We start from the raw sequence: 21,676 nt of genomic DNA, 5'->3' as shown, positions 1-21,676 counted from the left end.
GTTCTAATTTTCACGGCGACGTTGGAAAAAAATCGCGGCCAACCTGCAACGGGTAGAAAAGTGATCGGGCGGTTCAAATCCATGTTTGCCCATTGGACCCGCGGTCTGCGGCGTCGGCTTGCCGGCGACCGTTATCATCCGGAAGAACACTACATGCGCGGCCCTGGGCCGAAGACGAGAGCCAAATTCGCAGACCGCAAAAGCGCCGGATCATGAACCACGGACCGCTGCGCGGCGCCAATTCCGCACCGTCCCAACGGTCGCTTGCCGACACCCGCGCGCCCGACGAGGGCGACGGCGTCGATACCTCGCCTGACGTCTCCGACAGCATCGCCAAGACCACCTGCTACATGTGCGCCTGCCGCTGCGGCATCGACGTCCACATCAAGGACGGCAAGGTGCGCTACATCAACGGCAACAAGGACCATCCGGTCAATCGCGGCGTGCTGTGCGGCAAAGGCAGCGCCGGCATCATGCAGCACTACAGTCCGGCCAGGTTGAAGAAACCATTGCTGCGCAGCGGTCCGCGCGGCTCGGGAGAGTTTCGCGAGATCGAGTGGGAGGAGGCCTTCTCGATCGCGACGGAACGGCTTTCGAAAATCCGCCGCACCGACCCAAAGAAACTCGCCTTCTTCACCGGGCGCGACCAGTCGCAATCGTTGACCGGCTGGTGGGCGAGCCAGTTCGGCACGCCGAATTTCGCCGCCCATGGCGGCTTCTGCTCGGTCAACATGGCGGCCGGCGGGCTCTATACGATCGGCGGCTCGTTCTGGGAGTTCGGCGAACCCGACTGGGACAACACCAAATACTTCATGCTGTTCGGCGTCGCCGAGGACCATGATTCCAATCCGATCAAGATCGGCCTTGGCAAGCTCAAGGCGCGCGGCGCCAAGGTGGTCTCGATCAATCCATGCCGCACCGGCTACAACGCCATTGCCGATGACTGGATCGGCATCCGGCCCGGCACCGACGGCCTGTTCGTGTTTGCTCTCATCCATGAACTGCTGAAGGCCGGCCGCGTCGATCTCGATTATTTGCTGCGCTACACCAACGCCCATGTCCTCGTCATCCAGGAGCCGGGTGCAGCCGATGACGGGCTGTTCGCACGCGACAGCGGCGGCAATCCGCTGGCTTGGGATAGGCAGGCTAAAGTCTCCGTCAGCGCCACCGATACCGACGCAAAGCCGGCGCTGACCGGCAACTTCCAGGTCGATGGCCGCCGCTGCGTACCGGTCTTCCAGCTTATCGCAGACCGCTACCTGCACGAGAGTTATTCTCCCGATGCGGTCGCCGAACGCTGCGGCGTTACCGCCGACACCATCCGCCGCATCGCCGCCGAACTGGCGCATGTCGCCTTCGAGCAGGCGATCGAACTGCCGGTGGCGTGGACCGACTGGGCCGGCCGCCGGCACGAGACGATCAAGGGCCGGCCGGTGTCGATGCACGCGATGCGCGGCATCTCGGCGCATTCGAACGGTTTTCACACCTGCCGCGCCATCCACCTGCTGCAAGTACTCCTGGGTACGGTGGATGTGCCCGGCGGGTTTCGCTTCAAGCCGCCCTATCCGCGGTCGGCGCCGCCGGGGCCGAGGCCGGCGGGCAAGGACGTCAGGGCGATGACGCCGCTCGAAGGCATGCCGCTCGGTTTCGTCTGCGGCCCGGACGATCTGCTGGTCGATGACGTCGGCACGCCGATCCGTATCGACAGGGCCTATTCCTGGGATGCGCCGCTGGCAGCACACGGGCTCATGCACACGGTCATCCGTAACGCCTGGGCCGGCGACCCCTACAGGATCGATACGCTGTTCATGTACATGTCCAACATGGCCTGGAATTCGTCGATGAATACCGTCGAGACGATGGCGATGCTGACCGACATGGATGCGTCAGGCGAGTACAGGATCCCGTTCATCATCTATTCCGACGCCTATTATTCCGAGACCGTGCCGTTCGCCGATCTCGTGCTTCCCGACACCACCTATCTCGAGCGTCATGACTGCATCAGCCTGCTCGACCGGCCGATCAGCCACGCCGATGGACCGGGTGACGCCATCCGTCATCCGGTTGTCGAGCCGGACCGCGACGTGCGGGCGTTCCAGACGGTGCTGATCGAGCTCGGCGCGCGGCTCGGCCTGCCCGGCTTCGTCGCCGACGACGGCTCGGCCAAATACCGCGACTATGCCGATTACATCGTCAATCATGAGCGCAGGCCAGGCATCGGCCCGCTCGCCGGCTGGCGCGGCAAGGACGGAATTTTGATCGGCAAGGGCGATGCCAATCCCGACCAGCTTCAGCGCTACATCGACAATGGCGGCTTCTGGCACCACGATTTTGCCGACGACCAGCGCTACTACAAGATGGCCAACCGATCGTACCTCGAGTTTGCCGAGACCATGGGTTTCATCCCGAAGGCCGAGCCGATCGTGTTCCAGCTCTATTCCGAGCCGATGCAGCGGTTTCGCCTCGCCGCGCGCGGCCATGGCAGGGTGCTGCCGCCGGAGGCGGAGCGCAGCCGCATCGAAACCTATATGGACCCGTTGCCGTTCTGGTACACGCCCTTCGAGGAGGCGGTTGTCGACATTGAGAAATACCCTCTGCATGCGCTGACGCAGCGGCCGATGCACATGTATCATTCCTGGGGCTCGCAGAACGCCTGGCTCAGGCAGATCACCAGCCAGAACCGGCTGTTCGTGCACAGCCAAACCGCCGCCGGCCTCGGGCTTGCCGATGACGACTGGGTTTGGATCGAGAGCATCAACGGCAGGGTCAAGGGACAGATCAAGCTGGTCGACGGGGTCAACGCCGACACGGTGTGGACCTGGAACGCGATCGGCAAGCGGCGCGGCAGCTGGGGGCTGAAGGACGATGCGGCCGAATCCAGCCGCGCCTTTCTGCTCAACCATATCATCGGCGACCAGACTTCTGCCGATGCGAACGGCAAGCGCTACTCGAATTCCGATCCGGTGACCGGCCAGGCGGCATGGTTCGACCTGCGCGTCCGCATCGTCAAATGCGCGGCTGAAGAAGCCGGCTTCACTGAGCCGCAGTTCGAGCGCTTCCGGCAGCCACCGCATTTCGAGCCCTCGCCCGACAAGCTCAGTTTCGGCGCTGAATTCCGCCGGGCAAGAGAGGCTTCCAGATCATGACCTGCCTTCCCGCCCATACCGACAAGAAGCTCGGCCTGGTCATCGACCTCGACACCTGCGTCGGTTGCCAAGCCTGCGTTACCGCCTGCAAGGAATGGAACACCGGCGGTCACATGGCGCCGCTGACCGACATCGATCCCTATGGCGGCGATGCCGACGGGGTCTGGTTCAACCGCGTGCACAGCTATGAGCACATGACGGAGATGGGTGGGCGCACGGTCAATTTCCCACGCTCCTGCCTGCATTGCGAGACACCGGCCTGCGTCACCGTCTGCCCGACCGGCGCCTCCTACAAACGGGCCTCGGACGGCATCGTGCTGGTCGACGAAGACAAGTGCATCGGCTGCAAATTGTGCAGCTGGGCCTGCCCCTATGGCGCGCGTGAGTTCGATACCGATGTCGGCGTGATGAAGAAGTGCACGCTGTGCGTCGACCGCATCTACAACGACAATCTGGCGGAAGAAGACCGCGTGCCGGCCTGCGTCGCCGCCTGTCCAACCAGCGCGCGGCACTTTGGCGATCTCGGCGACCCGGCATCGGCGATCTCGCAACTGGTGGCCGAACGCGGCGGCGTCGACCTGATGCCCGAACTCGGCTATCACCCGACCAACAAATATCTGCCGCCGCGCGCCCACACGCCGCGCGCTGCATCGGTGCCGGCGCCGAGACTCGAACCGGTGCAGGCCGAAGGCGGTTTCCTCGGCTGGGTCGACCGCATGCTTTCGCACTGACCAGCAACCAGCCTCATGCATCCAGCCTTCTCCGTCGTCTTCTTCACCACTGCCACGGGCGCCGGTTACGGCCTGCTCGCGCTGCTCGGCGTGCTGGCCGGACAAGGATTTGTCCCGCCTGACTTCTGGCTCGGCCTCGTCGGCATGGGGCTGGCTCTCGGCCTGATCTCGGCCGGCCTGCTGTCGTCGGCCGGCCATCTCGGCCGACCAGAACGCGCCTGGAGAGCATTCTCGCAATGGCGCAGCTCATGGCTGTCGCGCGAAGGCGTTGCCTCGGTCGCGACCTTCGTGCCGGCGGGATTGTTGGCCTTCGGCTGGCTGTTCCTCGGCCGCACAAACGGCTGGGTGGCCGTCGCCGGGCTGCTGGCTGCGGTCGGCGCGGTCGCCACCGTCTGCACCACCGGCATGATCTATGCCTCGCTGAAGCCGATCGCCCAGTGGCACAGCCGCTTCACTTTGCCCGGCTACCTGATCTTTTCGGCGATGAGCGGCAGCGTGCTTCTCAACGCGCTGCTGCAGGGCTTCGCCCTCGGCTCGACTATCGTTCTGACAGGTTGCGTGCTGCTGACCTTGCTCGGCTGGGGCTGGAAGCTGGCAAATTGGCGCTACAATGACAGGCTGGAAATCCCGACCAACGCCAACACCGCGACCGGACTTGCCGGCGGTACGGTGCGGTCGCTGGAATGGCCGCACACCGAAGAAAACTACCTGCTCAAGGAGATGGGCTTTCGCATCGCCCGCAAGCACAAGGCGCGGCTGCGCCAGATCACGCAAGTGCTGGCCTTCGCTCTGCCCGTCTTGCTGCTGATTGCCGCGTTCGCCTTGCCATGGCCCTATGCGGCGGTGCTGTCGGCACTCGCCACATCAGCCCAATTCGCCGGCATGCTGGTCGAACGCTGGCTGTTCTTCGCCGAAGCGAAACACACCGTCACCCTCTACTACGGCAGGTAGAGCAGCTCAGCCCGGCCGCAGCATCGCGTGGGAAATCGCAAAAATGCGCTCGGTGCCGAGCATATAGGCCATCAGCGTCTCGCGGCGGAACAGCCCGGCATAGGCGCGGTCGAGCACATTGAGCGAGCCGGTATAGGCGCCGAAGGCCGGCATGATCATGCGGCCGCCGTCGCCGGCAAAGCAGCGCCGTCGCACCGAGCGGCCCTGCTGCACGATGCGGGCGCAAGGGTGCAGATGACCTGATACCTCGCCTTCCACTCTCACCGCCGAAGGCTCGTGCCGGAATACGAGAGAGCCTATGGCCAGCTCGCGCACCGTCTCGCCGGGCAGGTCGGCCGGCGCATCCGGGTCATGATTGCCGGCAACCCAGAACCAGTCGCGACCGGCCATCAGCGCTTCCAGCCGTTCGCGAAAGCTCGCATGCATGCGCGCGGCGCCGCCGCCGTCATGAAAGCTGTCGCCGAGGCTGATGACGATCGCCGGCTGATAATCGGCAATCACCGCCTGCAACCGCAGTAACGTCGCACCGGTATCATAAGGCGGGATCAATGTACCGCGCCGTGCCAGCGACGAGCCCTTTTCCAGATGCAGGTCGGACACGGTCAGAAGCCGAAGCTCGGGAAAATAAAGCACGCCGCGCCGATCGCAGATCGCACGCTCGCCGGCGATGCCGATAGGATCGGCATCCGCCAGGAGCGCCGTCATGGCGAGTGCGAATGTCATTTCGTCCCCATGGCCTCCTCGACCAGCGTTGCCGCATCCATCAGCAGCGTATCATCGGCCTCGCCATGCACCGGCATCTTGCCGATCTCGAGCATGATCGGCACGGCGAGCGGCGAAATCTGCTCGAGGTCTTTATGCACGATTCGTCCCTTGATACGCGAGAGCATCTCGGCAAGTCTGCTGACATCCAGCAGACCCGTGGCCGCGTCGGCACGCGTCGCCTGCAGCAGGATGTGGTCGGGCTCATGGCTGCGCAGGACGTCGTAGATGAGGTCGGTCGAGACGGTGACCTGGCGGCCGCTCTTCTCCTGGCCCGGATGACGCTTTTCGATCAGTCCGGAAATGAGCGCGCAATTGCGAAAGGTGCGCTTCAAGAGCCAGCTGCCGGCCAGCCAGGCTTCGAGATCGTCGCCCAGCATGTCCTGGTCGAAAAGCGCGGCCAGCGACGGTTTCTTCGCCCGGAACATCCTGCCCATATCGGCCAGCGACCAGATGGCAAGCGCATAGTCGGTGGCGACGAAGCCGAGCGGCCTGGCTCCCGCCCGGTCGAGGCGGCGGGTGAGCAGCATGCCAAGCGTCTGGTGCGCCAGCCTGCCCTCGAATGGGTAGGCCACCAGATAGTAGCGGTTGCCGCGCGGAAAGGTCTCGATCAGCAGGTCGTCGCGCTTCGGCAGCACCGATTTGTCGGCCTGGAAGCGCAGCCAGTCGGCGACCTGTTCCGGCAGCTTCTTCCAGCGCTGCGGGTCGTCCAGCATGATGCGGACCTGTTCGGCGAGGTAAGTCGAAAGCGGGAATTTGCCGCCGCCATAATAGGGCACCTTGGCGTCACTGCCGGGCGCATTCGACACGAAGCACTCATTGTCGCGGATGCCCTCGAAGCGCAGCACCTTGCCGGCGAACATGAAGGTATCGCCATGCGTCAGCGTTTCGAGGAACGCCTCCTCGATCTTGCCGAGAACCCGACCGCCGCGCGAGGCAGAGCCTTTGCTGCCGGCCTTGACATAACGCACGTTGAGCGCCGGCACCTCGATGATGGTGCCGATATTCAGCCGGTACTGCTGGGCGATGCGAGGATTGGACACGCGCCACAACCCGTCCTTGTTCAGGCGGATGCGGGCGTAGCGCTCGTAGTTTTTCAGCGCATATCCGCCGGTGGCGACGAAGTCGACGACACGATCGAACGTCGGCCGGTCGAGTTCGGCATAGGGCGCGGCGGTTCGCACCTCCTCGAACAGCGCATCGGCATGAAAAGGCGCGCCGCAGGCGCAACCCAGGACATGCTGCGCCAGCACGTCGAGCCCGCCATTGACCAGCGGCGGCGTGTCCTGGGCGCCGAGATAATTGGCGTCGAGCGCCGCCCGGCATTCCAGCACCTCGAAGCGGTTGGCCGGAATCAGGATCGCCTTCGACGGCTCATCCATGCGGTGGTTGGCGCGGCCGATGCGCTGCGCCAGCCGGCTCGCACCTTTGGGAGCGCCGACATGCACGACCAGGTCGACATCGCCCCAGTCGATGCCGAGGTCGAGCGTCGACGTGGCGACGATGGCACGCAAGGCATTCTCGCCCATGGCTTTTTCAACGCGCCGGCGCTGGGCGACATCGAGCGAGCCGTGATGCAGCGCGATCGGCAAAGTGTCCTCATTGACCCGCCACAATTCCTGGAACAGCAGTTCGGCCTGGCTGCGCGTGTTGACGAACAGCAGGGTCGTCTTGTGTCGCTTGATCTCGCTATAGATCTCCGGTGTCGCGTAGCGGGCCGAATGTCCGGCCCACGGCACGTGCTGTTCCGAGTCGAGGATGGAGATGTCGGGCTTGGCGCCTCCGGTGACGACGATCAATTCGGCCATGCCACCCGGTGGATTCTGGCTGACCAGCCAGCGCCGCAATTCGTCCGGCTCGGCGACCGTCGCCGACAGGCCGATCGTCTGCAAGCCGGGAACAAGGGATCGCAGCCGGGCCAGCCCGAGCGACAGGAGATGCCCGCGCTTCGACGTCACCAAGGAATGCAGTTCGTCGAGCACCACATAGCGCAGATCCTCGAAGAAGCGCCTGGCGTCGGGCGCAGCAATCAGCAGCGCCAGTTGCTCGGGCGTCGTCAGAAGGATGTCGGGCGGGGCCCGCTTCTGGCGCTGGCGCTTGTGCGCGGGCGTGTCGCCGGTGCGCGTCTCGATGGTGAGAGATAGGCCGATCTCTTCCACCGGCTTGCCGAGATTGCGCTCGATGTCGACGGCCAGCGCTTTCAGCGGCGAGATGTACAGCGTATGGATGCCGCGACGCGCCTGCCCTGGCTTTCTCCCTGGCCGCCCGGCCAACTCGGTTAGTGAAGGCAGAAATCCGGCCAGCGTCTTGCCGGCGCCGGTCGGCGCGATCAGCAGAACCGATTGCCCGGCCTGGGCAGTCGCCAGCAATTCTACCTGGTGGGCGCGCGGCGACCAGCCTCTTTGCGCGAACCATTTGAGGAATGGCTCGGGCAAGCGCACGGCGGCATTCTGTTCGGCGAGGCGCGGCTGCTCTGTCACCCGCCAGAGGTAGCGCGGCGCCGCGCAATCGCCAAGCAGAATCGGAACAAAAGGTGATCGTGCGCGGCTTCGGTCGCAAGTGAGGTGGGCGCTCTACTGCGCCCCCCTCTGGCCTGCCGGCCATCTCCCCCACAAGGGGGGAGATTGGCTGTCTTGTCTGCTTCCGCTAATCACCAACGTTGCAGGATTGGCGGCCAGAGCGAAACTGCCAATCTCCCCCCTTGTGGGGGAGATGTCCGGCAGGACAGAGGGGGCGCCTCGCGCCGGCGTATCAAGTCGCACCGGCGAGCCCCGCCTCGATGACAATATGCTGGCAGACATTGTCGATGTCACGAATGACGTCGTCATTCCAGAAGCGCAGGATGGTCCAGCCATCCCGTTCCAGACGCTTTGTCCTCGCCTCGTCGCCTGTATTGGCTTCGGCATGCTGCGAAGCATCGACTTCGACGACGAGCTTCTTGTCCGGGCAAGCGAAGTCGACGATGTAACCAGCGATCGGAAATTGTCGGCGGAAGCCAAGCCCCATCAGCCGATGCGCGCGAAGCTCGTTCCAAAGCTTCAGTTCGGCGTCGGTCATGGCTTTGCGCATCGATTTGGCATTTGCGCGATTTCGCGGAGGCAGTGGCGTGTGAGGCATTTGGTCAGTGCTCGGTCCGTATTGAGGTTGGCGCTCTACGGCGCCCCCCTCTGTCCTGCCGGACATCTCCCCCACTTGGGGGGAGATCGGCAGCTTCGCTTTGGCCGCCCATCCTGCAACGTTGGTGATTAGAGAAGGAAAAGCGCTTGCGCTACGGCCGCCTAAACCCTGTCGGACCGCCATAGAGATAGCCGATGCGGGCGAGGGCTTGCCTGAACCCTTCACGCGAGACCAGCATGGTGTGGCCGTTGGCGTGGATCATCGTTTCCGGGTCGGTCATGACAGCGACATGGCCTTTCCAGAACACCAGGTCGCCGCGCCGCAACCCGGCAAGATCCGGACCCGGGTCGAGCGGCTCGCCGATGGTCGCCGCCTGCATGTCGGAATCGCGCAGCACTTGCCTGCCGGTCATGTGCATCGCCAATTGCACGAGGCCGGAGCAATCGATGCCGAAGCCGGAGGCGCCGCCCCACAGATAGGGCGTGCCGAGAAAAGCCTCCGCGACCGCGACATAGTCGGCAGCCGGCTCTCCCAGAGGCCTGAGATGGCCTGATATGACAGCCTCGCCGGACGGCAGCAGCGCATAATGCGTGCCGCGCGTTTCTGCCGCGCCGGTCACCGTCAGCGCCGATCCCATCGACAGCTGCCCGCTCAGCGGAAGCCGCAAATCAGATCCCGGATAGAGGAAGGTACGCGGCACCGAGACGACATGGGTGGGCGCATGGTCCCGTCCGCCCAGCACGGTGTCGGCGACATAGCCGACATAGCCGTCGCGGTCCGACTGGATCCAGGCCCAGCCCTCGGCATCTTCGAAGACGAGGACGTCGTCGCCGAACAGGGCTTGCGTGTTGACACCGGCATCCGGCCGCGGCGCCTTGCGGACATCGGCCACTGCGGCTGAAATCCGCGCTGGCCGCCCGGCGACGAAGCGATCGGCGGCGACCTCGCCTTTCAGCCTGATATCGGCGAGATCGGAACGGAAGGCGTGAAGGCGGGCATCCCTGACGGTCAAATCGGCAACTCGGCTCTGGCTTGGTGTTGGAGCATGGTCTCTTCCGAAAACGGTGCTGCTTTGCTTCGCTGACCTGCGGTTCGGAATCCTGCTCTAGATCGGCAATTCCTGGGCTCTGGCAATGATAACATCGCCGAAGCGCTCGACAAAGAGAGCACCTTCTACGGTTCGCTTGACCAGCACGTTGCGCTTGTCGAGCTCATCGCGATGGCGAGAAACCAGCTTCATTGCGCCCATCGTGTCGAGCGCCCGGGTGATCACCGGCTTGGTGACATTGAGCCGCGCGGCGAGGCCGCGCACTGTATGCGGCGGTGGATCGAGATAGATCGTGAACAGGATCGCCGTCTGGCGCATGGTGAGGTCCGGCGCATCGTCGCGCACCTGGTGCAGCATCACCTGCTGCCACAGTCGCAAGGCCTGGCTCGGGCGCATCGAAATCGACATCCGGCCACAATGACGGCAAATTGTTTCGGTTCCGTTTCAGTCACGAGACTGTCCTGCACCGCAGCGTCAGGCGTAGCGTTTCGAGATGACCCTTTCCAGCGCGCGGATGCCTTGCGCCTCGCCGCCGGCGAGACCGTACGGACGATCGGACGGGTTCCAGGCGAAGATGTCGAAATGCGCCCAGGCGGCGGTCTTCTCGACGAAGCGCTTCAGGAAAAGCGCCGCGGTGATTGAGCCGGCGAAACTGTCTGACGTGACATTGTTGATGTCGGCGATCTTCGACGACAGCTTTGCGGCATAGGGCTTCCACAGCGGCATGCGCCACAGTGGATCCTCGACTGCGACGGAGGCCGCAGCCAGGTCGGAGGCCAGCGCTTCGTCGCCGGTGTAGAAGGGTGGCAGATCGGGACCGAGCGCGACGCGAGCAGCCCCGGTCAAGGTCGCCATGTCGATCAGCAGTTGCGGCTCGTCGTCGTCTGCCAGAGCCAAGGCGTCCGCCAGCACCAGCCGTCCCTCGGCGTCGGTGTTGCCGATCTCGACGGTGATGCCCTTGCGGCTCACCAACACGTCGCCGGGCCGGAAGGCGTTGCCGGCAATCGAATTTTCGACCGCCGGGATCAGCACACGCAGCCGGACCTTCAGCCCGGCGGCCATGATCATCGAGGCGAGGCCCAACACGTTGGCCGCGCCGCCCATGTCCTTTTTCATCAAAAGCATGCCCGAGGACGGCTTGATGTCGAGACCCCCGGTGTCGAAGCAGACGCCCTTGCCGACCAGCGTCACCTTCGGGGCGTTCTCCGGTCCGCAGATCATGTCGATCAGCCGCGGTGCGCCGACGGAAGCGCGGCCGACCGCATGGATCATCGGGAAATTGTTCTTGACCAGGTCGTCGCCCCTGGTCACCGACACTTCGGCGTCGTACGTCCCGGCCAGCGTCCGAACTGCCTTCTCCAGCTCGTCAGGTCCCATGTCGCTGGTCGGCGTGTTGACCAGATCGCGCGTCAGGAAAACGCCATCGGCGATGCGGCGAACGTAAGCCGCTTCAGCGCCGGGCGGCAGCGAGAAACGCAGCGTCTTGCCAGGCTTTTTGCCGTAGCGGGTGAAGACATAGCCGCCGAGCGCCAACGCGATGGCCGCGATTTCCGGCTCGGCCAGCGTGGAGGCGAAATGCCAGTCGCCTGCGGGCAAGGCTCTCGCCAGCGCGCCGATGGCAAGCGCGCCTTCGCCATCGCCCGTGCCGAACAGGGCGCCGGCAAGCCCGCCGTTTTCGCCGGGCAGGATCAGCGTCCTCCCGGCCTGACCGGAAAAGCCGTTGGCCCTGGCCCAGGCGAGCGAGGAGGAGGCAAGCCCTGCCGCATCCAGTCTATCCTTCGCCACCAGATGAACCGGCAGCGTGGTCTTCAGTTCTCTCTCGATGAGTTCGACTGGCATTCGACGGTCTCCGGCTTCCGAGTCGGCGCGTTTAACGATCCGTTAGGGTTAACAGAATATTTCTGCGGGAGGGAAGATGGCCACGTAAAAGCCAATTTGACGAATGGAGGCCCTGGTGCAGATGCCGACCAACCGCATGACGAACGCCACGGGGAAGCGGCTGATCACCACGGCGTTCATAATAGCGCTCGCGGCCAGCGTTGCAGGCTGCGGAACCAGCAAGTTGACGACCGGCTCGATCGGACGCCCCAGCGGCAAACCCTTGGAAACCATGTCGGCCGGCGAGTTGCACAAGGCGACGATCGCGCTGGGCCAGTCCTACGCCAAGAACCCCAACGACAAGCGGATCGCGACGAATTATGCCGCGGCACTGCAAATGGATGGCGACGCCGACCAGTCGCTCGCCGTGATGCGCAAACTGGCGATCGTGCTGCCGAAAGACCGAGACGTGCTCGCCGCCTATGGCAAGGCGCTTGCCGCCAACGGGCAGTTCGAGCCGGCGCTCGATGCGGTGCGCCGCGCGCAGACACCGGAATATCCCGACTGGAAGCTGGTGTCGGCGGAAGCCGCTATTCTCGACCAGCTTGGCCAGAGAGACGGGGCGCGCCAGAATTACCGCAAGGCGCTTGACCTCAAGCCGAACGAACCTTCGATCCTTTCCAATCTCGGCATGTCCTATGTTCTGGAAGGTGACCTGCGCACGGCCGAAACCTATATGCGCTCGGCCGCCCAGCAGCCGAATGCCGACAGCCGCGTCCGCCAGAACCTGGCGCTGGTCGTCGGCCTGCAGGGCCGCTTCGACGAGGCCGAGACGATCGCCTCGCAGGAGCTGTCGTCCGAACAGGCGCAGGCGAACGTGACTTACCTTCGCCAGATGCTCGCCCAGCAGAACGCCTGGAGCCAGCTCAAGGACCAGGACAAGACAAAGCCCGCCACCAACTGACCGCGCCTGCCATACATATCGATGTCGGCGCTGCCCCTCATTGCCCTGCCGGGCATTTCTCCCCGTATAGTGACGGGGAGAAAGCCCCGTCGTCGACGGTTTCGCCAACGACAAGCATTGCAGGAAGGGCGCCGAGGGGCATCCAGCTACTTTCTCCCCGTTTACGGGGAGAAATGCCCGGCAGGGCAATGAGGGGCAGCGCCGACCTGTCAAGAATGCATTACTGGCTGCTCGATGCCGGCTGGTCGCCGAAAATGCCGCGCTCGCTGACCTGGATGCCGGCGGGGCCCAGAATGATGGCGAACAGCACCGGCAGGAAGAACAGGATCATCGGCACGGTGAGCTTCGGCGGCAAGGCCGCGGCCTTCTTCTCGGCGGCGTTCATGCGCATGTCGCGGCTTTCGCCGGCAAGCACGCGCAGCGCGTGCGCCACCGGCGTGCCGTAGCGCTCGGCCTGGACCAGCGCCTGCGACACCGACTTGACCGATTCCAGGCCGGTGCGGCTTGCAAGGTTCTCGTAGGCCTGCTTGCGTTCCTGCAAATAGGAAAGCTCGGCATTGGTCAGGATGAACTCTTCGGCAAGCGCCACCGACTGCGCGCCGATCTCGTCGGCGACCTTACGAAACGCCGCCTCAACCGACATGCCGGATTCGACGCAGATAAGCATCAGGTCGAGCGCGTCCGGCCACGCCATCTGGATCGACTGCTTGCGCTTGGTGGCGCGGTTGTTGACATAGAGCACCGGCGCGTAAAAACCGGCATAGGCGACGACGATACAGACGAACAACTTGATGAGAGGCGGCTGCTCCGGCAACCCGCCGAGCACGAACAGATAGATCGCAGCCAGGGCAAAGCCGACAAAGGGCAGGATCAGACGGAAGAAAAGGAAACGCGTCAACGGATTCTGCCCGCGGAAGCCAGCCACCTTGAGTTTCTGCAAGGTGCCTTCATCGGCCAGGGCGCGCCTGAGGTCCAGCCGGTCGACAATATTGCGCATGCCGATCGACTGTTGCTCGCGCAGGCCCTTGCGGCGGCGATCGGCATCGAGGGCAAGCCGCGCACGCTGCTTGGCGCGCAGTTCGTCGCGCTCCAGCGCCACCGATTTCATGCGCGCCTTGAGCTGGTTTCCGCCAAAGGCAGGCAGCAGCGTGAACACGGTGGCAAACACCGCAATGCCGACCAGCAGGGCAATCAGAAATGCCGGATCGGTAAGGGTTTTGACGACGTTCTCGGTCATGCGGTGAAATCCTAAACCTCGAAGTTCATCATCTTGCGCATCACCAGGATGCCGATCGACATCCAGACCGCGGAGCAGCCGAGGATCAGATTGCCGACGCTGGTGGTGAACAAAGGCATGATGTAGTTCGGGCTTGTCAGGTAGACGAGACAGGCGACGACGAAGGGCAAGGCGCCGATGATCACCGCTGACGCCTTCGCTTCCATCGACAGCGCCTGGACCTTTGCCTTCATCTTCTTGCGGTCGCGAAGCACGCGCGAAAGATTGCCCAGGGCCTCGGACAGATTGCCGCCGGCCTGGGACTGGATCTGGATGACGATGCCAAAGAAGCTCGCCTCGGTGCACGGCATCGTCTCGGCCATGCGAATGCTGGCGTCGGGGATCGATAGGCCCATCTGCTGCGAATCGATGATGCGGCGGAACTCGGTCTTGACCGGTTCGGGCGATTCATTGGCGATCAGGCGGACGGCGTCGTTCAGCGGCAGGCCGGATTTGACCGCACGTACGATGATGTCGAGCGCGTTCGGAAATTCGTTGAGGAACGCCTTGACCCGGCGGGCGCGGCTAAACGAAACGAACCAGCGTGGCAGCCCGAGGCCACCGACCAGCAGCGCACCCGGCAAGACATACAAAGGCGCACCGGCGAAATAGGCGAGAAACGTCAGGACGACGCCGCAAACCGCCGAGTAGAGATAGAAGCGCTCGAGCGAGACCTTCATGCCCGCCTGACGGATCTGGGCCTTCAGAGGCGGCTTTTTGGCAAGGCTCTGGCTGGTTTTGTGCTTCTGTTCGAGGTCCTTCAGTGAATCCTGAACCGATTTGCGCCGCTTGGCCGCTTCCGCCACGCGATCGCGAGAAGCCTTGACGACGGCACCATCCGTCTCGGCGGTCTTGATCGTTTCAAGCCGCCTGCCGACCTGCTTTTCGGTACTGATCCGGTTGAACAGAAAAGCATAGGCGACCGCGCCGGCGCTGAAGCCGGCGAGCACGACGAATGCCAGCACGGTGCCGTCAATTCCAAACATCGGCCCTGGCCCCTACGCCTCCAAATGGATCAGTCAGCGCGTTTCTCCATCGCCTCGAGCGCATTGGCGAGGCGCTGTTCCTCGCCATAGTAGCGGGCGCGCTCCCAGAAATGCGGACGACCGATGCCTGTCGAAACGTGCTCGCCCAGCAGCCTGCCGTTCGCGTCCTCGCCTTTGATGTTGTAGAGAACGATGTCCTGCGTGATGATGACGTCGCCCTCCATTCCGATCACCTCGGTGATGTGGGTGATGCGCCGCGATCCATCGCGCAGGCGTGCGGCCTGGATGATCACATCGACGGAACCGACCACGATTTCACGCACGGTTTTCTGCGGCAGCGTGTAACCGCCCATCGCGATCATCGATTCGATACGGTTCAGGCATTCGCGCGGGCTGTTCGAGTGGATCGTGCCCATCGAGCCGTCGTGGCCGGTGTTCATCGCCTGCAGAAGATCGAACACTTCAGGTCCGCGCACTTCCCCGACGATGATGCGCTCGGGCCGCATGCGCAGGCAGTTCTTGACCAGATCGCGCATGGTCACCTCACCCTCGCCCTCGAGGTTGGGCGGGCGGGTTTCCAGACGCACGACGTGCGGCTGCTGCAGTTGCAGCTCGGCCGAGTCCTCGCAGGTGATGACGCGCTCATCGCGGTCGATATAGTTGGTCAGGCAATTGAGCAGCGTCGTCTTGCCCGAACCGGTACCGCCTGAAATGACGATGTTGCAGCGGACGCGGCCAATGATCTTGAGAATCTCGGCGCCGGGCGGCGAAATGGCGCCGAACTTGACCAGCTGGTCGAGTGTCAGCTTGTCCTTCTTGAACTTGCGGATGGTGAGAGCGGCGCCGTCGATGGCGAGCGGCGGCGCGATGACGTTGACGCGGGAGCCGTCGGGAAGGCGCGCGTCGCAGATCGGGCTCGATTCATCGACGCGGCGGCCAACCTGGCTGACGATGCGCTGACAGATGTTGAGGAGCTGCTGGTTATCGCGAAAACGGATGCCGGTCTGCTCGACCTTGCCGTTGACCTCGATATAGACGTCCTTGGAGCCGTTGACCATGATGTCGGCGATGTCGTCGCGAGCGAGCAACGGCTCCAGTGGCCCGTAACCGAGCACGTCATTGCAGATGTCCTCGAGCAGTTCTTCCTGCTCGGCGATCGACATCGCGAAATTCTTGATCGCGATGATGTCGTTGACGATGTCGCGGATTTCCTCGCGCGCGCTTTCGGGATCGAGCTTGGCGAGCTGCGACAGGTCGATGGTGTCGATGAGCGCGGCAAAGACCTGGCTCTTGGTGTCGTAATAGGTTTCGCTCTTCTGGCGCTGGAGCTTTTTCGGCTCCGGGGCCAATGGCGGCGCCTCGACCGCACGGCGCACGGGCGGCGGCGCAGCAGACGCGCCAGGTGTGCCAGATGGCGGCGGTGCGGGCTTGGCAAGAACCGTCGTTTCCGCAGGTTTTGCCGCCGGCGCGGCAGGCGCAGGTGCCGGCTGACGGAATTCCGGGGTGAATCGGCTGCCGTCGTCGCTGCCTCTTTTACCAAACATGATCGATTACCAATTCCGCTCCGGAAGCATCACTTCTTGCCGCGCGAGAGCTTGCCAAGGAGATTGCCGAGGCCCGCTTTCTTTCTTGCCTTGATTTCGCTGCGCCCGGTCAGCACATGCGCAATCTCGTTGATAATGCCGACAACCGGGTTCCTGGCATCCATTTCGCCGAGCATGCGCCCGTTGTTGGCGGCGTTTCCGAACAGCAGCGGCTCGAAAGCAATGACCGACATCGGCGACAGGCCGAGCGAGTCGGCGAAGTCGGACGACGAAATCTCCGGGCGCTTCGGCACGCCGGCCTGATTGATGATCAGCTTCGGCGGCGGATCGTTCGGGCGAAGCCGCTTGAACATGTCGGCCAGATTCTTGGTGTTGCGCAAATTGGCTAGCTCCGGCGTCGCCGTGATCACGATCTCGTCGGCTTTGACCAGTATGTTCTTGGTCCAGCCCGTCCAGACGTGCGGAACATCGAGCACCAGCAGCGGCACGCTGCGCTGCGCCGTGTCGATAAGCTGGGTGAAAGCCTCCGGGTCGAAATCGTAGACCCGATCGAGCGTTGAAGGCGCTGCAAGCAGCGACAGATGCTCGGCGCACTGGGCAAGCAGCCGATCGAGATAGACCTCGTCGAGGCGCTCCGGTGAGAAAACGGCTTCGGCAATGCCTTGCGCCGGATCCTGATCGAAATTGATGTTGGCCGTTCCGAAAGCCAGGTCGAGATCGGCGACAACCACTTCGGACTTGAACAGCGACGACATCGCCCAAGCCACATTATGGGCAATGGTCGAGGAGCCGACGCCACCCTTGGCGCCAATGAAGGCGATCGAGCGGCCGATCGGCTCGGCTTCCGGATCAACGAAGATCGTCGATATCACGCTGACGATATCGGCCATAGATACCGGCGCGATGACATATTCGGAAATGCCGGAGCGGATGAGCTCGCGATAGAGCCCGACATCGTTGTAGTGGCCGATGACCACGACCTTCGAGGTCGGATCGCAATATTCGGAGAGCTGCGTGAGCTGCTCGAGCAATTGCTTCGGCTCGCTGCGCGATTCCAGCAGGATCAGGTTCGGTGTCGGCGCCGACTGGTAGAATTCGATGGCGGTGGCGACACCACCCATATGGACCTTCAGATGGGCCTTCGCCATGCGGCGATCCTCGCCGGCGCGCTCGACCGGATTGGCAACGCCCTCGGTCTCGCAAAATGCCTGGATCGAGATGCGCGGGATCGGCCGCAACGCCTGCATGGCGGCGGCATCCTGCTGAGAGGTATCGCCGCCATCTATCGCCGTGTCGTAGGCAAGATTGCTCATTGTCATTTCTTTCCGTGACTTGTCTTCCCGTGACTTGGGCGGCTCGAGCTCAATACTCGACTTCCGAATTGCCGAGGAATTCGTCCGAAATGCCTCTCTGGCGGTAGACGTCGACTACCGCGCCGCGATTTTCCGCGTCGATATCGGATTGCTTGCGCGGCCCGAGCAGATCGGTCGGATTTGCGATCTGGGCGGCAAGATTGTTCTGATACGAGCAGCCGAAATCGGCATAGTGCTTGTTTTCCGAGGTCTGCATCAGGTCTTCGGGCCAGCGTCCGCACCTGTCGGTCTGTGCCTTCACCGAGACATAGGCGACGCGGATCGGGGCGGACGCTTCGGCCGAAACCGACTGGTAGGTGGTGATGACGATCCGGTTGCGGCTGATGCCGCTGGCAATCGCAAGCCTGGCGAAATCGCGACCGGCCGCGGTCGCGGCGATCTCGTTGGCCGAACCGCTCGGGATCGAGATCGTCAGGGTCGGAGCAGCGCTCTTGTCATAGCCATCCAGGAAGCCGAGAAGCGTGTCGCGCTGCGACCCGGTCATGCCGCGATCGCCGGCGCCGACCGGAAGGTCGATCTTCTGGTTTTTCTCCGCAATGACGATCGGATGGTTGGTGCGATAGTCGTCCGGAACAGCGCCGACCGTGATGCTGTCCCGGTTGGCGCAGCCCGCCAGCAATGCGGCGACCGCAACCGCCAGGACCGGCAGGCAGATCCGCGAACGGCCGGACCGCATCGCTGCGGTGATCGTCCTTGGCTTCAACGCTGACTGAGACATGTCTGCTTCCCCGCTTACTTGTAGATGAAGCCGACAACGCCGTGATAACGGCCGTTGGGCTTGTCGGTCTGCATGGTGCCGTAGACGCGATTGACACGGCCAAGGAACATGCCGGCGCCATCGCTGGCAGCGTTGAAATTGTCGTCCGGCTTGGCAAGGGCGTTGCGCGTCACCGGCTTCACCAGATAGGGCGTGATGATGATGACGAGCTCGGTCTCGTTGCGGACGAAGTCCCGGCTGCGGAACAGCGTGCCGAGCACCGGAATCTTGGTCAGCCCAGGCAGGCCGTTGACGGCTTGCCTGATGTCGTCCCGTACCAAGCCGGCGATCATCATCGAGCCGCCGGAAGGCAGCTCCACCGTCGTGTCGGCCAAGCGTTTGCGGAGCGACAGGACGTTCGTGCCGGGGCTGGTTACACCCTCTGACAACGATACCGATGCCTCGGTTGTCGGCTCGGAAACCGACGTCCTGACCTTCAGGCTGATGCGGCCGGGAGACAGCACCACCGGCTGGAATTCCAGGCCAATGCCGTATTCGAGCTTCTCGATTTCATACGTCTTCACACCGGTCTGGTTATCGTCGGACACGGCTTGGGAAACGCCGGTCACCATATTGTACTCGCCGCCGACCTTGAAGGTCGCCTTCTCGCCGGATACGGCCGTCAACGTCGGCTCGGCCAGGGTTTTCATGACGCCTGACTGCTCCATGGCGTTGATGTAGGCGTCCAGCGTCGAGGTGCCGATAGCCAGGCCAGAGTTTGACAGCGACTTGCCCAGGCCGGCGAAGTTGTCACTTATCGCGGCCCAACTGATGCCATTGCTGCTGCCGCTGCCGATCAGGTTGACGCCGAGCTGCTTCATCACCGAGCGGCTGACTTCGGCCACCGTCACTTTCAGCGTCACCTGGTCGTCGCCGATGATCTGCAGCAGGTTGACGATCTGGCTGACGCGACGCTCGGAATCCGGATTGTCGATGTCGACACCGGCCTCGGCCGAGCCGCCGGAGGCGGTCTGCGAATACTGTCCCGTGGTCGCTTCACCGCCGGAGACGAAGATGGTTGCCAGATCGACCGCGCGCTTGGCATCCAGCGGAGTGTCCACGGTTCCGGTCAGGACGACATTGTCGTTCAGCAATTCGACCGTGATGCTCGATGACGGTATGAAGCGCCTGATATAGTCTTCCAGCCCGGCGACGTCGCGCTCGACCGCCAGATCCAGGCTGACGATCTGTTCGCCATTGGGGCCGAAGACGAAGATGTTGGTGTCGCCGACCGCCTTTCCGAAGAGATAGATGCGCCTGGCGGTGCGGGTCACCGCATCGGCGACCGCCGGGTTGGCGACGAGAATATCATAGGCATCACTCGGCAGGTCGATGACCACCGATTTGTTGAGACCGAGCTTGACGCGCTGGGTGGCGGTCGAAGCCGACACCTCGGCGCCTGCCGCATTCGCCTCGAGGAGGCCATGCGCATTCGATCCAAGCAGGAACAGGCCGATTGCCGCAGCCAGTGTGACCGGAGCGTTTAACCTCATTGCCTTGCTCCCACTTCTGAAACTTCGCCCGACTTGATCAGGCGCACTGTCCCGCGCCGGCCATTGCCGGAAACGAGATAGTCGGCCTCGCCCAGATTCTTCTCCTGGGTGTCGGTGATCGACCGCAGCGCCAATGTCAGGCGATCCGCCATCTGCTGGGCGACGGTGATGATTTCCGCCTGCTGCGGTGTCAGTTCCAGCGTGGCGGTCTGGCCGACCCTGGTCCGCTTGCCTTCCTCGTCCTCCTGGATGGTCTGGTCGATCGCCAGGACGCGAATATTCTTGAGGATGGTCTCGGTGGTAAAGCCGCTGCCGCCGGCTGCCGGATCGGCTCTGCGGGTCATGATGACGTCGACGAAATCGTTGGGAAGAATGAAGCCGCCGGCCGACGTATCGGCCGATACGGCTGTGGCGACCGCCCGCATGCCCGAGGGCAGGATCGACGACATGAAGCTCTGTCCCTCGCCAATCAGCTTGGAGCGCCGCAGCGGCTCACCGGCATACATCGCCACGCGGGCGACGCCGCCTTTCAGCTTCTCCAGCGCATCGGGTTCGGCGGCGCGGGTGATGAAATTCGCGTTGATGCCGTTGGCCGGCCAGGACTGCCAGGTGATGTTGTTCGCGAGCGGACCGCCCATCGGAACGTCGCCGGACAGGACAAGCACGTCCTGCAGCGCGATTGCCGGCGCCTCGGGGCCGGAATCGACGATTTGAGGCGGCGGCGCCGCCACCATGTTTTTTGCGACATATCCTGCGCCACCCGCCGCGGCGACTGCCACGCCTAGAATGATCAGTCGGGATGCTGGCATATGTCCGAACCTCGCCTTGGCAAACAACCTAGCCAAGCCGGACCATGCAGCGGCAATCGTCAAAACAAGGTTAATTTAATACTTACGATCGTGCTTAATTTAAGGTTTACATAAATTTGAAGCATCCGGTCCGGCCCGTAAAAAGTCGGCCAAGCCGCCTGCTCCAACTCCAAATCGAATGGGAAAGGCTGGCCTGACGCGGGAAGAATCACGCCGCCAGGCTTGCGAGCGCCCACGCCATCAACGGCGAAGCCGGAAAGGTGAGCAGGCCGCCAATGCCAAGCGCAATGCCATAGGGAACGCCTGATGTCTCGTCGGCGAAATGGCGTAAAAACGGATTGTGGCTTGTCACGGCCGCAAGCGGCGATTTCCGATAGGCGAGGATGGCGAGCGTCAGCAGGCCGCCGATGACGGTCGAGACCAGGAGGTAGTCGACGAGGTGGATGTTCAGCCCCATCCAGACGGCGCTGGCGGCCAGCAGCTTGGCGTCGCCGCCGCCCATGCCGCCGAGCGCGAACAGCCCGAAGGTCACGGCGAGGACCAGGCCGCCGGCGGCAAAATGCCAGCCATAGCTTGCCCAGTCCATGCCGGTCAGCGGCGCGACCAGGGCGAAGACGCCGACAAGCAGCACAGGCACGCGATTGGCGATCGTCATCGACAGCATGTCGGAGATCGCGGCGAAAAGCATGCAGAACGGAAAGACAACGAAGATCAGGGCTTCAAGCATGGACGCGGCGCCTGTGGTCAAACTGTGCCTGGCCCCAGCCTAGGCATGTCCGATTAACGATTGGTGAGGCCGAAAATTCAAATCGTGCGATATGAATAGATAGGGGCCGCCAGTGCGGCGGCCCCTATCTGGAAACAACTGAGCGCAGTTATTATGGGGCCGGGGCCGGGGCAG

18 protein-coding genes are annotated in these 21,676 nt (G+C 63.4%); 4 read left to right on the top strand and 14 right to left on the bottom strand.

From position 1 onward, the window contains the following. Window positions 1–212: 212 nt before the first annotated feature. The 3 genes from AC0L2K_RS20450 to AC0L2K_RS20440 are packed head-to-tail and all read left to right on the top strand — an operon-like array spanning window position 213 to window position 4,828. Window positions 213–3,146: a molybdopterin oxidoreductase family protein gene (locus tag AC0L2K_RS20450; protein WP_473532155.1), complete on the top strand. Its 2,934-nt coding sequence runs from the start codon at window positions 213–215 to the stop codon at window positions 3,144–3,146. Continuing rightward, window positions 3,143–3,877 carry a 4Fe-4S dicluster domain-containing protein gene (locus AC0L2K_RS20445; RefSeq protein ID WP_128169882.1) on the top strand — a complete coding sequence of 245 codons (735 nt, stop codon included), beginning with the start codon at window positions 3,143–3,145 and terminating at the stop codon, window positions 3,875–3,877. Before AC0L2K_RS20450 ends, AC0L2K_RS20445 begins: the two co-directional genes overlap by 4 nt. Window positions 3,878–3,892: 15 nt before the next feature. Continuing rightward, entirely contained in the window at window positions 3,893–4,828 is a 936-nt protein-coding gene (locus tag AC0L2K_RS20440) for a dimethyl sulfoxide reductase anchor subunit family protein (RefSeq protein WP_128177084.1), read from the top strand. A 6-nt stretch (window positions 4,829–4,834) separates the two neighbouring features. Here AC0L2K_RS20440 and pdeM read toward each other — a convergent pair whose 3' ends face one another. The 6 genes from pdeM to AC0L2K_RS20410 form a co-directional block, all read right to left on the bottom strand. Then, entirely contained in the window at window positions 4,835–5,551 is a 717-nt protein-coding gene (gene pdeM / locus AC0L2K_RS20435; RefSeq protein WP_027155152.1) for a ligase-associated DNA damage response endonuclease PdeM, read from the bottom strand. Then, window positions 5,548–8,070, bottom strand: a complete 2,523-nt coding sequence (locus AC0L2K_RS20430) for a ligase-associated DNA damage response DEXH box helicase (RefSeq protein WP_473532154.1) — start codon at window positions 8,068–8,070, stop codon at window positions 5,548–5,550. Before AC0L2K_RS20430 ends, pdeM begins: the two co-directional genes overlap by 4 nt. Window positions 8,071–8,341: 271 nt before the next feature. Next, a complete protein-coding gene (locus AC0L2K_RS20425; protein WP_473532229.1) occupies window positions 8,342–8,707 on the bottom strand; it encodes an endonuclease domain-containing protein in 366 nt (121 codons plus the stop codon). A gap of 151 nt (window positions 8,708–8,858) precedes the next feature. After that, the gene (locus tag AC0L2K_RS20420; protein WP_473532153.1) at window positions 8,859–9,719 is read right to left on the bottom strand and encodes a C40 family peptidase; all 861 of its coding nucleotides are present in this window, start codon (window positions 9,717–9,719) and stop codon (window positions 8,859–8,861) included. Window positions 9,720–9,812: 93 nt separating this feature from the next. Continuing rightward, on the bottom strand, window positions 9,813–10,163 hold the full coding sequence (locus AC0L2K_RS20415; protein ID WP_027151718.1) for a MarR family winged helix-turn-helix transcriptional regulator: 351 nt from the start codon (window positions 10,161–10,163) through the stop codon (window positions 9,813–9,815). Window positions 10,164–10,229: 66 nt separating this feature from the next. Then, a complete protein-coding gene (locus AC0L2K_RS20410; protein WP_473532152.1) occupies window positions 10,230–11,594 on the bottom strand; it encodes a leucyl aminopeptidase family protein in 1,365 nt (454 codons plus the stop codon). Window positions 11,595–11,715: 121 nt separating this feature from the next. Here AC0L2K_RS20410 and AC0L2K_RS20405 point away from each other — a divergent pair, with 121 nt between their 5' ends. After that, window positions 11,716–12,537, top strand: a complete 822-nt coding sequence (locus tag AC0L2K_RS20405; protein ID WP_473532228.1) for a tetratricopeptide repeat protein — start codon at window positions 11,716–11,718, stop codon at window positions 12,535–12,537. 220 nt (window positions 12,538–12,757) lie between these two features. Here AC0L2K_RS20405 and AC0L2K_RS20400 read toward each other — a convergent pair whose 3' ends face one another. From AC0L2K_RS20400 to AC0L2K_RS20365, 8 genes are all read right to left on the bottom strand, one after another. Further along, window positions 12,758–13,774, bottom strand: a complete 1,017-nt coding sequence (locus tag AC0L2K_RS20400) for a type II secretion system F family protein (RefSeq protein ID WP_473510188.1) — start codon at window positions 13,772–13,774, stop codon at window positions 12,758–12,760. An 11-nt stretch (window positions 13,775–13,785) separates the two neighbouring features. Next, entirely contained in the window at window positions 13,786–14,799 is a 1,014-nt protein-coding gene (locus AC0L2K_RS20395; RefSeq protein WP_473532151.1) for a type II secretion system F family protein, read from the bottom strand. Window positions 14,800–14,828: 29 nt separating this feature from the next. Then, on the bottom strand, window positions 14,829–16,343 hold the full coding sequence (locus AC0L2K_RS20390; protein WP_473532150.1) for a CpaF family protein: 1,515 nt from the start codon (window positions 16,341–16,343) through the stop codon (window positions 14,829–14,831). 29 nt (window positions 16,344–16,372) lie between these two features. Next, window positions 16,373–17,656, bottom strand: coding sequence for a CpaE/TadZ family protein (locus tag AC0L2K_RS20385; protein ID WP_287064846.1), 1,284 nt, complete (start codon window positions 17,654–17,656; stop codon window positions 16,373–16,375). 49 nt (window positions 17,657–17,705) lie between these two features. Then, a complete protein-coding gene (locus AC0L2K_RS20380) occupies window positions 17,706–18,434 on the bottom strand; it encodes a CpaD family pilus assembly protein (RefSeq protein ID WP_128169874.1) in 729 nt (242 codons plus the stop codon). Window positions 18,435–18,448: 14 nt separating this feature from the next. Beyond that, window positions 18,449–19,966, bottom strand: a complete 1,518-nt coding sequence (locus AC0L2K_RS20375) for a type II and III secretion system protein family protein (RefSeq protein ID WP_128169873.1) — start codon at window positions 19,964–19,966, stop codon at window positions 18,449–18,451. Next, window positions 19,963–20,775 (bottom strand): Flp pilus assembly protein CpaB, encoded by an 813-nt coding sequence (cpaB, locus tag AC0L2K_RS20370; protein ID WP_128169872.1) that lies wholly within the window; start codon window positions 20,773–20,775, stop codon window positions 19,963–19,965. The genes AC0L2K_RS20375 and cpaB overlap by 4 nt, the downstream gene beginning before the upstream one ends. 208 nt (window positions 20,776–20,983) lie before the next feature. Continuing rightward, the gene (locus AC0L2K_RS20365; protein ID WP_128169871.1) at window positions 20,984–21,502 is read right to left on the bottom strand and encodes an A24 family peptidase; all 519 of its coding nucleotides are present in this window, start codon (window positions 21,500–21,502) and stop codon (window positions 20,984–20,986) included. Between the last annotated feature and the right edge of the window lie 174 nt (window positions 21,503–21,676).

The organism is Mesorhizobium sp. WSM4817 (assembly GCF_055811135.1).
This window is presented reverse-complemented; position numbering and strand designations above follow the sequence as displayed.